The following is a 13,578-nucleotide window of genomic DNA, read 5'->3' on the forward strand; positions in this document are numbered from 1 at the left end:
CGGCGAGCCGGCGGTGAGCACGGTGCTGCGTACCGCCTGGCGCGTGAAGAACCTGGACCTCGATCCCGGGGTCGGTGAGAACCGCCGCATGGACTACCAGGAGCTGCTCACCGAGCTGAGGGTGGCCATCTGGGTCGACTCCTCGCAGGAACCAGGCGACGGAGAGCCGCTCGCGGCGCGGGTGACGCAGGCCCTGCGCGCGCCGGACAGCGTCACCCGGTTCGGCGGGCTGTCGCTGGGGGAGAGCCGCGATCTCGTGGACAGCGTGGCGCCCCTGCGGGTGCGGGAGGGGGAGGAAGGGGACTGGCTGCTCCCCGATGCTGCCGGGGAGATGACGCTCCCCGTGTGGCCGGATCACGTGGCCTGGGCCATCACCCGGTCGGTCGCCCCGAGGAAGCCGCCTCCCTCGGGCGAGATGACGACGTGTTCGAGCGCCCCGAACTGCGCGACGGAGGGGCGGCGCTTGAGGCGCGGGTGCCCGGCACAATCGCCTCGGCGCCGTTGGCTCCTGCGGTGATTCCAGGCGATCTGCTGCAATCCCACGCCCTTCGGTTCTTGTAGGTACAGTCGCCCTGGGACATGCTGCCCGCGTGTCCAGGAACCGTCCATGCCGCGCGGAGCGGAGCCCGCCCGAGACGGGGGAAATCGTTCGCGTGCGCCAGCGCCAGTACCTCGTCGACGAGGTGCGGCCGCCGTCAGCGCCCGATGAGGCGACGCTCGTCTGGATGTCGTGCCTGGACGACGATGCGCAGGGCGAGCCCCTCGAAGTCCTGTGGGAGCACGAGCTCGACACGGAGATCGTCCGCGCGTCGTGGGAGAAGCTGGGAGGTCGCGACTTCGACGCGCCTTCTCGCTTCGCGGCCTACCTCCACGCGCTCCGCTGGAACTGCGTGACGGCGACGACGCCGAGGCTGTTTCAGGCGCCATGGCGGGCGGGGATCGAGGTGATGGCCTACCAGCTCGAGCCACTCCGCAAGGCGTTGCGGCTGCCGCGCGTCAACCTCTTCATCGCAGATGACGTGGGCCTGGGAAAAACGATCGAGGCAGGTCTCGTGCTGCGCGAGATGTTGATGCGCCAGCGCGTGCGTCGCGTGGTGGTCGTCGCTCCGCCGTCGGTGGTGCTCCAGTGGCGCGACGAACTCGAGCAGCGGTTCGGTCTTTCGTTCGTCATTTACGACCGCGCCTACGTCGCGCGCATGCGGCGTGAACGCGGGTATGCGGTCAACCCGTGGACGACCCACGCGCGGTTCATCCTCTCGCATGCGCTGCTGCGGGAGGAGGACTATGCGGGGCCCCTGCGGGACCTCCTGAGCACCGACGAGAATGGCAAGCCCCGCGAGGGGGCCCACCCTGGTTCGCTGCTCATCCTCGACGAAGCGCACCACGCGGCCCCTGCCTCAAGCTCGAAATACGCGATCGACTCGCAGTTCACGCGCGCAGTTCGTGATCTCGCCGAGCGGTTCGAGCACCGGCTGTTCCTCTCGGCGACGCCCCACAACGGTCTCTCCAACAGCTTCTCCGCCCTGCTGGAGATCCTCGATCCGCAGCGCTTCGTGCGCGGCACGCCGGTCGAACCGAAGCTCCGCGACGAGGTCATGGTGCGGCGGCTGAAGTCCGACATGCGCGAGGTCTCTGGCGGGTTTCCCGTGCGCCGTGTCGTCCCGGTCGTGCTCCAGGACCTGCCGCGAGATGCCCCGGAGCTTGAGCTGGCGCGGCTCCTCGACGCGTACTGGGAGCTGCTGGAGGAACGCCTGAAGACGCTGCCACCCAGGCAACGCGCGGCGCACCACCTGGTGCTGGTGAACCTGCAGAAGCGCCTCTTCTCCTCGATCGAGGCGTTCCACCGCACGCTGTCGGCGCACCGCCGCGCCCTCGAGCGCGCGGCCGCGAACACCTCGGACACGGAAGGGTCACCCGCGCCAGCGACTCCGGGGCTTTTTTCGAGCGCGCTCGGTGCCGAGGAGGATGACGCAGATCTCGATGAACCGGAGGTCGACGCCGCCGAAGAGCGGGCTGTCGAGGGTGCCACCCGTGCCTCGGGCGGGAAGCCGTCGGCAAAGGAACGCGAGCTGGTCGCAGCAATGGCGGCGCTCGCGGAGCGTACGCGCCGGCTCCCGGACGCGCGGGTTCGCTACCTCGTCGACTGGATCCGCAAGGAACTCTGCCCGGACCTCCCCGCGCTCGGCGCTGTGGCATCGCAGCCGGCGCACTGGCTCGCCAGGCGCGTGGTCATCTTCACGGAGTACGCCGACACGAAGCGCTATCTCGAGCAGTCCCTGCGCGCCGCCATCGGTGCGACCGACCAGGGCGAGGAGAGGCTCGCGACATTTCACGGGGGTATGCCGGACGAGCTGCGCGAGGGGATCAAGCGGGCCTTCAACTCCAGCCCCGAGAAGCATCCGCTTCGCATCCTGGTGGCCACCGACGCGGCGCGTGAGGGCGTGAACCTCCAGAATCATTGCGCCGACCTTTTCCACATGGACCTTCCGTGGAACCCGTCGCGCCTCGAGCAGCGTAACGGGCGCATCGATCGGAAGCTGCAGCGGGCGCCCGAGGTGCGTTGCCACTACTTCGTCCACGCCCAGCGCGAGGCGGACAGCGTGCTCAAGGTCCTCGCCGAGCGCACGGAGGTCATCCGCGACGAGCTCGGGAGCATGCCGCCCGTCCTCGAAGAGAGCCTGACCCGTAGGCTCGCGGCCGGTATCGGGCCGCGTGGGCGAAAGGAGCTGGCCGAGGCGCTGTGGAGGGATACCGCCGACGGGAAGGCCGAGGGGGTGCCGGAGGAGCTCGAAGGGGTCCGGAAGCGGAAGGAAGCGCTGTCGGACCAGCTCGACGAGCTGCGCAACATCCTCGACCAGTCGCGGCGCTCCCTCGATTTGAATGCGTCGCAGCTTCGCAGCGTCCTCTGTGAGTCGCTCGAGATGCTGGGCGCGGAGCCGCTTTCGCCCGATGCCGACGCCGAGGACGCCTTCGTCGTGCCGGCGCTCGACAGGCGCGCCGGCGCTGACCCGACGTGGGCCGAGACCCTCGACACGCTGCGCAGCCCACGGCCGCGCGGGCCGCGCGGTATGGGTGTCTGGGAGTGGCGTCGCACGGCGCCCATCCGGCCTGTGGTGTTCCAGGATCGGGGTCACCTCGACGAGGACGTTGTCCACCTGCACCTCGAGCACCGGCTCGTACAGCGCCTGCTCGGGCGGTTTCTGGCGCAGGGATTCGTGCTCGACGACCTCGCGCGCGCCTGCGTCGGTCTGACCCGGGATGCCGTACCTCGCGTGCTGCTCCTCGGTCGCATCTCGCTCTACGGTGACCGCGCCGCGCGCCTTCATGAAGAGATCGTCTCGGTCGCGGCGCGATGGCTCGATCCGGTGACCCGCTCCAGGATCCTGAAGCCCTACGCGGAGGACGCCCAGGAGAAGTCGTGGGACCTCCTCCTCGCGTCGCTCACTCAGGCGAAAGACGCCGGCGTCCCGGAGGAGGTGCAAGGGAAGCTGCTCCGCACCGCTCCGGACGACGTTGCGCAGCTCTTGCCCCACCTGACGAAGCGCTGCGAGCTGCTGGCCGAGAAGGCGTGCGCCAGGCTCTCCGAGCGCGGCGAGCGGGAGGCCAGGGACATGGTCGAGATCCTCGAGGCGCAGCGCCAGCGCATCGCGCGTGAGCTGGCGAAGGTCGAGGGCCCCCAGCTCGCCTTCGCGTTCCAGGGCTGGAGCGACGACGAACGGCGCCAGCTCCAGGACAATGCCAGGTTCTGGCGCCGCCGTCTCGACGCGATCCCTCGCGAGATCGTGCGCGAACCCGCCCGTATTCGCGCGAGCTACACGGTGCAGGCCACGCGCATCGAGCCCGTGGGGATCGCCTACCTCTGGCCAGTGACGGGGTAACGGATGGCACCTGGACACCCGCAGCTCCGCGTCCATCAAGACTGGATCGGCCTGCTGAAGCCGGTGGGGCTTGTTGTCTCGCCACCCGCGCTGCTCGCGGCGCAGGCGTTCCCGGACAGGAACGTGGTCAGGGAACAGCAGGTGCTGCTGTCGCTCCTCACGCCGCCTTCGCAGGAGGGCAAGACCTCGGACGCGCCGCTCTCGCCGCTCGGCTTCGCGCGCCTCGCGGCGCAGGTGCTGGGGTGGAAGCCGGACAAGCTCGTACCCGCCGAGCTGCTTCCCGACGCGGTGACGCTCGTTCTCCCCGAGTTCGGCGAGACGCTCCGGCCGACGTACGCCGTCCCGGCGCCGCGTGAGGTGGGTCAGGAAGGCGCGAGCCCATGGTTGATGCTCGTCGAGGAGCTTCCAGACGGTACGTCGTTCGACGAGCCTTCCCCCGAGGAGGGGCGCCGCTGGCACGCCAGCCCCCAGATGCGCCTCGAGCGGCTCCTCCGCGAGACGGGCATCGGTATCGGCATTCTCGCCAATCGCCGGCAGCTCAGGCTCGTCTACGCGCCTCGTGGCGAGTCGTCGGGGCACGTGACCTGGCCCTTGCACCGGCTCATCACCGCGCTCGATCGGGACATGCTCTCGGCGCTGTGCATGCTCCTGGGATCGGCGCGTCTCTTCAGCCTGCCGCGTGAACAACGGCTGCCGCACATCCTCAGGGAGAGCCGCAAGTACCAGAACGTCGTCTCGACCAAGCTCGCAGGCCAGGTGCTCGAGGCGCTCAACGAGCTGCTGCGCGGGTTCCAGGCTGCCAACGAAGTGAGCCGTGGAGCCCTGCTCGACGCCGCGGTGCTCAAGGACCCCGATCATGTCTATGGCGGCCTGCTCGCGGTCCTGCTCCGGCTGGTGTTCATCCTCTACGCCGAGGAGCGCGGGCTGCTCTCGTCGTCGCCCATCTATGTTCGCAATTACTCGCTCACCGCCCTCTTCGAGAAGCTGCGCAGCGACGCCGGCCGCTTCCCCGACACCATGGACCAGCGCTACGGCGCCTGGTCACGCCTGCTCGTGCTCTTCCGCATGGTGCACGACGGGGCTCTGTGCGGCGACCTGCGCCTGCCGCCGCGCCACGGCCACCTGTTCGACCCCGACGCATGGGGGTTCCTCGAAGGGCGCCCCTACGGCCTGGGCCGGGTGAGGGGCGCCCCCGTCCCGGTGCCGAAGGTCAACGACGGCGTGCTCCTGCGCGTGCTCGAGCGGCTGTTGCTCCTCGACGGTGACCGCCTCGCCTACCGCGCGCTCGACGTGGAGCAGATCGGCTCCGTCTACGAGAACATGATGGGCTTCCGCCTGGAGCGAGCGGCAGAGACCTCGATCGGGGTCGGCAAGCAGCATGTCGTGGTTGGCCTTGAGACATTGCTCGCCAGGAAGGGCACCGAGCGCGAGAAGTGCCTCAAGAACGAGGCGGACGTCGCGCTCTCGGGCAAGGCCGCGGAGGCGCTCAAGGCAGCCACCTCGGTGGACGACCTGATCGCCGCTCTCAGCCGGCGCATCTCGCCGCTGACGCCGCGGCCGGTGCCCGTGGGGGGGCTCTACCTTCAGCCAACCGATGAGCGTCGCCGGTCCGGGTCGCACTACACGCCGCGCGAGCTCACCGAGCCCGTCGTACGGGCGACGCTGCTTCCGGTACTCAAGGATCTCGGTCCGACGCCGGAGCCCGAGCAGATCCTGTCGCTGAAGGTCTGCGACCCCGCCATGGGCTCGGGCGCGTTCCTCGTCGAGACCTGTCGTCAGCTCGCCGAGGCGCTCGTGAAGGCGTACGATGTTCACGGCCGCCCGGCCGATGTGCCTCCTGGCGAAGACATCCTGCTCTACGCGCAGCGGCAGGTGGCGCAGCGGTCCCTCTACGGCGTCGACAAGAACCCCTTCGCGGTCGATCTCGGCAAGCTCTCCCTGTGGCTCGCGACGCTGGCGCGCGACCACGCCTTCACCTTCCTCGATCACGCGATCCGGCACGGCGACTCGCTGGTGGGTCTGTCGCGCGAGCAGATCGCGAGCTTCCACTGGGCGCCGGAGCAGCAGGTGCCGGTGATCCGTGGCTTCATCGACAGGGCGATCACCGAGGCGCTGGAGCTGCGCGCGAAGATCCCGGGGCTGGCGACTTCGGATGACGTGCAGGAGAAGCAGCGGCTGCTCCAGGAGGCGGATGGCGCGCTCGCCAAGGTGCGGCTGGTGGGCGATGCGATCGTCGCGGCTTTCTTCTCGGAAGAGAAGCCAGCGGCGCGAGACGCCGCAAGGGAGCGCTTCGAGAGGGCCGTGACGGGCTGGGTCTCGACCAGCCCTCCGGCCGGTGCGGGCGCGATGACCGGGTTGTACTCCAGCGAAACGCCGCGCCCATGCTTCCACTGGGAGGTCGAGTTCCCTGAAGTGTTCTCTCGGGGGCGCCCAGGCTTCGATGCCATTCTCGGCAACCCACCGTTCCTCGCCGGGATGCGAATCTCGACGAACTTCAATCGCCGCTACCTCGACTGGATCTATGTGCAGACACCGGGAGCCGGGAGTCGGGCGGACCTCGTTTCGTACTTCATGCGCAGGTCGTGGGCGCTGGTCCGAAGCAAAGGCTGCGTGGGCATGGTGACGACACACACGATTGCCTACGGAGACACCAGGCGTGCGACGCTTCTGCCCATCCGGCAGCAAGGTGGAACGATCCTGTTCGCCACGCGCCCGGAGACCTGGCCTGGTGGGGCCGCCGTGGTGTACCGGCTGCTTGCGCTCCGGAAGGGCGACGCACCTGGTCCGGTGATGCTCAACGGCCGTCAGGTGGACAGGATCACGGCCTTCCTCGCCGCCACCGGGCCTGACGAGGACCCGGTCCCGCTGCTTGCCAGCAAGGCACTCGGTTTCTCTGGCCCCTACGTCTATGGCGACGGCCTCCTGTTCGCCGACAAGAACCCGGATGCGACGCCGCTCGAACACGCACGCGATCTCCTGCGTATGCACCCCGAGTATCGCGAGGTCATCAAGGACTACTTCGGCGGTAAAGAGATCCTGACGAGCCCGACGCAGTCACCGAACCGGATGGTGATCGATCTCGGACAGCTCTCGTTGCCCGAGGCGGAGGCGCGCTGGCCGCTGGTGGTCGACATTGCACACCGGAAGAGCCGGCCGCTCAGGGCCCTGGTGAAGCGGGCGTCATACCGCGAGAGGTGGTGGCAATTCGCGGAGCCCCAACCGGCCCTCCGGGCAGCCATGGTCGGCAAAGCTCGCGTGCTCATGCATGCATTCACCTCGAAGTTTCTCGCGTTCGTCTTCGTGCCCTCGACGGCCGTCGTGGGACAGCCACACGCCGTGCTGGCCATGGATGACTTCGCGAGCTTTGCGGTGCTGCAATCCCGTGTTCACGAGCACTGGGTTCAGTACTTCGGCTCCTCCATGGCCAGCACCATGCGGTACCCAGTCTCGGACGTCTTCGTCACGTTCCCATTTCCGGATGACGCGACCGGCTGGCGCGCCTCGCTTCGGCAGGTCGGCGCGTCCTACTATGAGCTTCGCAGCAGAACCTGTGTGCATTTCGGAGAAGGCCTCACGTCGATCTACAACAGGTTTCATGACCCCGCCGAGACGCGCGAGGAGATCATGAAGCTTCGGGCGGCGCATCAGGCTCTGGATGAGGCCACGCTGGCAGCCTACGGGTGGAACTGCCTCACCCCTCGTCCCGAGTTTCTCTCCGAGGTTCCCGGTGACCCGGACGAGGAGGGTAGCGCCCTCGATGGGCTGGAGGCTGGAGACACCGTTCGCCTTCGCTGGCCGGACGAGGTGCGCACCGAGGTGCTGGCGCGCCTCCTCGACCTGAATATGCAACGGAGGCACCGGACGTCTTGAGGGAGGGACTGTGGGGGGCCTGCGCGTACGACGCAATGCGTCTGTCCTGGCGTGCGGCGTCATGGGCTCGTGACGCGGCGCGGAAGCGGAAAGTGCCGGGAAATGCGGGGCGGATTGGCTTGACTGAGCTGGAGGCGCGAGATAGGTTCCGAAAGTTGCTTGTCGCTAGCAAGTAAAGAGGCTGTATGGAACCATGCATGACAGCCGCACCCAGACGTCGACAGGAGGACCGCACGGCTCTCTCTGACAAGCTCATGATTGAAGCGGCCGTGAGCTTGCTGGTGGAGCAGGGCATCGCGGGCACCACGCTGGCGAGCATCGGGGAGCGCTCCGGCTACTCGCGTGGGCTCGTCACCCACCGCTTCGGGTCGAAGGCTGGGCTGCTCACGCACGTGCACGACAGCGTGGCCGCCGAGTGGCTGCGTCGCGTGGAGGCGCTGGTCGGTGACGCCACGGGGATCGCGGCGCTCCAGCGGGTCACGGATGCGCTCTACGAGTTCATCCGGGATCAGCCCGAGGAGCTGCGCGCGATGTACCTCTTGCGCTATGCGAGCATCGATCCCAGCGCGGAGTACCGCGCCAACGTGGCGAAGGTGAACAAGGCACACATCCGCGCGCTGAAGCGCTGGATCGAGCAGGGGAAAGCGGCGGGGAGCGTCGCGGCCGAGGTGGATGCCCGGCTGGCGGCGGAGCTGTTTGCGAGCGTGGTCGACGGCCTGCTGTACCGCTGGCTGGTGAACCCGGACATCCCCATCAAGGAGCTGCACGAGCTGCTGCGTCAGCACCTCGCGCGCTCGCTGAAGGCAGCCGAAGGCAAGGGTGGTGCATAGACGTCGATGGCCACAGTGATGCGCTGACATCCGCAAGGATTCACCCCCACGGCGTGGCGGGGACCTCTCTCCGGGAGGCCCGCACACGGATTTCGCTGCAGATCATCCTCCCTGACGCCCAGGAGCCCGAGGCCCCGCTTCGGTGACTCCGTGAGGGGTTCCTTCTCCATTTCAAAGCTCGCTAGCGCCTCGCTGCTGCCCTGAGGGGCGTTCGGCGGTGGGGTGGCGGTGGTGGTGCGCGCTCTCGGGAGCCTTCGGCGGATTCGCCGGGGGTCCTTTCCGGGAGGGCGCGCCGCGAGGGCAGCCGTGCGTCAACAGGTCAGGTCGAGGAGACCTCGATGATCCCGCGAACGAACTTCGATTCTGAGCACGAGATATTCAGGGCGTCCGTGCGCCAGTTCTTCCAGGCCGAGGTCGCGCCCAGGGTGATGCGCTGGCGCGAGCAGGGCGTCGTGGATCGGGACATCTTCACCAGGGCCGGAGAGCAGGGATACCTGCTGATGTGGGCGCCCGAGGAATACGGGGGCGTGGGGATCGATGACATGCGCTACGAGCAGATCCTCCAGGAGGAGAACTACCTCCATGGCGATCCAGGGTTGTGCCTGACGCTGCATTCGCGGGTGGTGGCGCCGTACATTGGCAAGCGCGGCTCGGAGGCGCAGAAGCAGCGCTGGCTGCCGCCGGCGATCCGCGGGGAAAAGATCCTGGCCGTGGCGATGAGCGAGCCCTCGGCCGGCTCGGATCTGGCCGGGATGAAGACCCGGGCCGAGGATCGCGGCGACCACTGGGTGCTGAGCGGCTCGAAGACGTACATCTCCAATGGGTTGCTGGCCGATCTGGTCATCGTCGCGGCGCGTACCTCGGGTCCGTCGAAGCATTCGATGGGGCTGTTCGTGGTCGAGGCGGCGATGGAGGGGTTCAGGCGCGGTCGCAAGCTGCACAAGCTCGGGCTGGATGCGCAGGACACCGCCGAGATGTTCTTCGATGAGGTCAAGGTGCCCAAGGAGAACGCGCTGGGAGACCCCACGGAGGGGTTCCGGTACCTCGCCGAGGCGCTCGCGGTGGAGCGGCTGCAGATCGCCATCGGTTCGATCGCCCATGCGCAGGTCGCTTTCGATCTCACCCTGGAGTACGTGAAGGAGCGGAAGGCCTTCGGGAGGCCGGTGGGGACGTTCCAGGATCCGCGGTTTCGCCTGGCGCGCATGCGGGCCGAGCTCGATGCGCTGCAATGCTACATCGACCACTGCGTGATGCTCTCCAATGCCGGTCGGCTGACCGCCGAGGTGGCGAGCGGCGCGAAGATGCTCGCGACGGAGCTGGAAGGGCGGGTGATCGACGATTGCCTCCAGCTCCACGGGGGGGCGGGCTACATGGAGGAGTACCGGATCTGCCGCATGTTTCGCGACGCGCGCGTCACGCGAATCTTCGGTGGAGCCAACGAAATCATGGCCGAGATCATCGGTCGGGGACTGGGGCTCGACGAGCGCAAGCTGATGAAGCCGCAGCCGGTCTGAGCGCACCCTTCTCGCCTGGTAGATCGAAGCATGCGGGCAGCAGCCCAGGTGAACGCCGAAGGAGGTGATTCAGCGTTGATCGTGGACCACGATTGAATCGGAAAACCTCAGGACGTCTACGGGATAGGGGGTATCTGTCATGGCTACTCGATCTGCATTCCTCGTCACCCTCGGGGCAGCCGCCACCACGGCGCTGCTCACGGGGGCCTCCGGCGATGCCGCCGCAACGCCTCCACTGCCGCTGCTCGACCAGTCGGCCATTCGTTCTCCCTGGGCAGCCGCCTGCGCAGGTCAGCCCGACAGCACGCCGCTGCCGGTCGATCCCCGCACGCTGGTCGTCCCGGGGATCAACACTCCGGGCACGGCCTTGCAGTTCAACGCCTTCTGGGTCGATCTGCACAATCCTCCGCCGCCGTTCGAGACGACGCTGGCGCCGAACCCCACGACCTGTGGCGAGTTCCGCGCGAGCGCCGAGCGCGGGCGGCGCAACATGGTGGAGAAGGTCTACTTCCAGCCCTTCAGCACTGCCCTCGGCTATTTCAACCTCTACAAGGTGTGGGGTTACCTGGTGCGGCCTGCCGACTTCGATCAGCAGGTGATCAAGCGCTATGGCTACACCGAGGCGCCGTTCCGGAACCCCTATCCCTTCCCCTGGGAGGATCCGAACCAGACCGATGGCGGCAGCGGGCAGCTCCCGCTGGGCTTCGTCCAGGAGAAGGACGAGGACGGCGACTACACCGGCCTCATCGCGGTGAGCTGTTCGGCGTGTCACGACTCGCGGCTGGGGACGTCGAACGAGACGCCCTTCACGTGGGGCCGTTCGAACGACGCGAACGACGCGGGCCTGACCCAGTCGGACATCTTCCGCGCCAACGTGGTGACGCTGCCTCTGCAGCTCGCGCCGATCCCCTGGAGCGTGGGGCGTGGGACCACGGACGCCATCGGCATCGTCGACCTGCTGCCGGCGCTCTTCGACATGGACACGCTGCAGCTCGTGCCGAGCCTGCTGGAGTATTTCCCGTCCCACGCGGGCGGCATGTCGAAGGCGCCCAACTGGTGGTACCGCGCGTTCAAGACGCGGCAGTTCTGGGACGGCGCGTTGACCTCGGACAACGTGCGCTCGGAGATGGCCTTCGGGGTCGCCAACCTGTTCCTCGACGGCCCGGAGCGGCGGTCGCTGACGCCGGAGTTCGAGGACAACGACAACTTCTTCATCTCGATGTCGCCGCCGGTCTACGCGCAGCCCATCAACACGGCGCTCGCCGAGCAGGGCGCGGTGCTGTTCCACGAGCGCGATCTCTGGGCGAACGGCGCGAACGCCGCCATCCCCAAGCAGGCCGGCAACGGCTCCTGCGCGAGCTGCCACGGCGTCTACTCCCCTCGCCACGCCGCCAACCCGGCCTACCTGCCGGATCCGCGCCTGAAGGGCATCGCCGGGGTGATCACGCCCATCGAGACCATCGGCACCGACCCCGCGCGCGTCGGGTTGATGGAGGACGAGCGCAAGCGCCGCGCCTGGAACACCTCGTTCCTGGCCTACAACGAGATGAGCCCGGATCATCACGGGTACCAGGACGATCTCGTGAGCAGTGTGCTGCGCCGGGTGCCGCGCGCCGCGTACGACACCGGGATGGGGCCGATCTTCTCGCCGGAGGGGCCCAATGCGTGGATCGAGCCGTTCGGCTACATCGCGCCGCCGCTCTACGGCGCCTGGGCCAGCGCGCCGTTCTTCCACAACGGGAGCGTCCCCGACCTGTGGGGGGTGCTCAAGCCCTCCGACCGGCCGTCGGTCTGGAAGCGTCGCTACACCGCGGCGAACATCCTGGGGACGAACGCCGGCTACGACGCGAGCCTGTCCTCCTACGATTTCCAGAAGCTCGGGTGGAAGTACACGGCGATGCAATGCCGCGACACGCCGCTCAGCAACCCGTTCCTGCCCTGCAGCAACGAGATGGCGACGGTCGATGTGCTGTTCGCGAACCTGGCCAACAAGGCCGCCGAGTTCAACTCGCTGGCGTACCAGTCGCCGCCGCCCATCACCGACAAGCAGATCAAGTCGCGGATGATCTTCAACAGCCACCTGTACGGGAACGGCAACGAGGGGCACGAGTTCACCCAGTCGCTGACGGACGCGGAGCGCTGGGCCATTCTCGAATACATGAAGACGCTGTGAGCGCGCGAGGTTAGCGGCCAGCCGCCAGCGGCCAGCGGTGAGCGGAGAAAGAGGCGAGACGAGATGACGGAAGAAGCCAGGAGAGAGACCGCCGAGCAAGCCGCCTTCCGGGCGCATTGCAAGGCGTGGTTGAAGGACAACCTGCCGCCGAGAGCCGCCTTTCGCTTGCCGCTGAGCCCCATCGAGATCGCCACCACGGAGCAGCTCGCGTACCTGTGCGCCTGGCAGCGCTCCGCCCACCGCGCCGGCCTGGTGGGGTGCGACTACCCGAAGGAGTACGGGGGCGGTGGGCGGCGCGGCTGCCAGGTCGTCGCGAACGAGGAGATGCAGGCGGCAGGGGCGCCCTTCTTGCCGAACATGGTGGGCCTGGGGATGGCGGGGCCGACCCTCTTTCACCACGGGTCCGAGGAGCAGAAGCGGCGGCTCTTGCCCGCGTTGCTCTCGGGGGAGGAGATCTGGTGCCAGGGGTTCAGCGAGCCCGGCGCGGGCTCGGATCTGGCCAGCGTGCAGACCTTCGCCAGGCGCGAGCGCGGGCGGTGGATCATCAATGGCCACAAGACCTGGACGTCGCTCGCTCACTTCGCCACCTGGATGATCCTCCTCTGCCGCACCGACAAGGCGGACAAGTACAGGGGGCTCTCGTACTTCGTCGTCCCCATCAAGGAGGCGCTCGGCCGGGGAGTCACGGTGCGGCCGCTGGTGAAGATGACCGGAGAGACGGGGTTCAACGAGGTGCTGCTGGAGGATCTCGTGGTCGACGATGGCCTGCGCCTCGACGAGATCGGCAGCGGGTGGAACGTGGCCATGACCACGCTGCTCCACGAGCGGGGGGCGGGGTCGCTGGTGACGCCTGCCTCGGGGGGAAAGCGCGCCGACGATCCCTCCAGCGTGGGGGGGGCCGCGGGGCTCGTCGACCTCGCGAAGCGGAGCTACCGGGCCGGAAAGCGGGTGGCGGACGATCCGGTGTTCCGGGATGCGATCGTGAGGATCCTCATCCGGCAGCAGGCGCTCGACGAGGCGTCTCGGCGGACCCAGGTTCCGGGGCTGACCGATCACCCGATGCGCCTTCCGTTGCAGCACAAGCTGGTCAGCTCGGAGCTGCTCCAGGACACGGCGCGGCTGGCCTGCGAGATGGAGGGCATGGCGAGCTCGCTTTACCTGGGGGACGACCATGCTCCCGCCCGTGGCCAGTGGCCGCTCGCGTACATGAACTCTTACGGATTCACCATCGCCGCCGGGTCGAACGAGATCCAGCGCAACATCCTGGGCGAGCGCGTGCTCGGCCTGGCGAAGTCCAAGTAGGCGGAGAAGGT

At 68.1% G+C, this 13,578-nt stretch carries 6 protein-coding genes and 1 pseudogene; 6 read left to right on the forward strand and 1 reads right to left on the reverse strand.

Annotated features, from left to right (window positions below; translation table 11 throughout):
- Positions 1-363: 363 nt before the first annotated feature.
- A pseudogene (locus CAP_RS55660) lies at positions 364-483 on the reverse strand (LysR family transcriptional regulator); the annotation flags it as partial.
- A gap of 107 nt (positions 484-590) precedes the next feature.
- Here CAP_RS55660 and drmD point away from each other — a divergent pair.
- The 6 genes from drmD to CAP_RS07670 all read left to right on the forward strand — a co-directional run bounded on the left by drmD (position 591) and on the right by CAP_RS07670 (position 13,567).
- Complete coding sequence (gene drmD, locus CAP_RS07645) at positions 591-3,878, forward strand: DISARM system SNF2-like helicase DrmD (RefSeq protein ID WP_044237830.1); 3,288 nt, start codon at positions 591-593, stop codon at positions 3,876-3,878.
- Between the two features lie 3 nt (positions 3,879-3,881).
- Positions 3,882-7,748 (forward strand): Eco57I restriction-modification methylase domain-containing protein, encoded by a 3,867-nt coding sequence (locus CAP_RS07650; RefSeq protein ID WP_052374448.1) that lies wholly within the window; start codon positions 3,882-3,884, stop codon positions 7,746-7,748.
- 254 nt (positions 7,749-8,002) lie between these two features.
- A complete protein-coding gene (locus CAP_RS07655) occupies positions 8,003-8,578 on the forward strand; it encodes a TetR/AcrR family transcriptional regulator (protein ID WP_231511198.1) in 576 nt (191 codons plus the stop codon).
- A 338-nt stretch (positions 8,579-8,916) separates the two neighbouring features.
- Positions 8,917-10,092 carry an acyl-CoA dehydrogenase family protein gene (locus tag CAP_RS07660; RefSeq protein ID WP_197041059.1) on the forward strand — a complete coding sequence of 392 codons (1,176 nt, stop codon included), beginning with the start codon at positions 8,917-8,919 and terminating at the stop codon, positions 10,090-10,092.
- A 139-nt stretch (positions 10,093-10,231) separates the two neighbouring features.
- On the forward strand, positions 10,232-12,265 hold the full coding sequence (gene roxA, locus CAP_RS07665; RefSeq protein ID WP_044237835.1) for a rubber dioxygenase RoxA: 2,034 nt from the start codon (positions 10,232-10,234) through the stop codon (positions 12,263-12,265).
- Positions 12,266-12,328: 63 nt separating this feature from the next.
- Positions 12,329-13,567 (forward strand): acyl-CoA dehydrogenase family protein, encoded by a 1,239-nt coding sequence (locus tag CAP_RS07670; protein ID WP_044237837.1) that lies wholly within the window; start codon positions 12,329-12,331, stop codon positions 13,565-13,567.
- Positions 13,568-13,578: the final 11 nt, after the last annotated feature.

Source organism: Chondromyces apiculatus DSM 436 (genome assembly GCF_000601485.1).
GTDB lineage: Bacteria > Myxococcota_A > Polyangia > Polyangiales > Polyangiaceae > Chondromyces > Chondromyces apiculatus.

Coding starts and splice junctions, on each gene's coding strand:
- CAP_RS07655 (WP_231511198.1), top strand. CDS start 8,003: ATGATTGAAGCGGCCGTGAGCTTGCTGGTGGAGCAGGGCATCGCGGGC.
- CAP_RS07650 (WP_052374448.1), top strand. CDS start 3,882: ATGGCACCTGGACACCCGCAGCTCCGCGTCCATCAAGACTGGATCGGC.
- CAP_RS07670 (WP_044237837.1), top strand. CDS start 12,329: ATGACGGAAGAAGCCAGGAGAGAGACCGCCGAGCAAGCCGCCTTCCGG.
- roxA (WP_044237835.1), top strand. CDS start 10,232: ATGGCTACTCGATCTGCATTCCTCGTCACCCTCGGGGCAGCCGCCACC.
- CAP_RS07660 (WP_197041059.1), top strand. CDS start 8,917: ATGATCCCGCGAACGAACTTCGATTCTGAGCACGAGATATTCAGGGCG.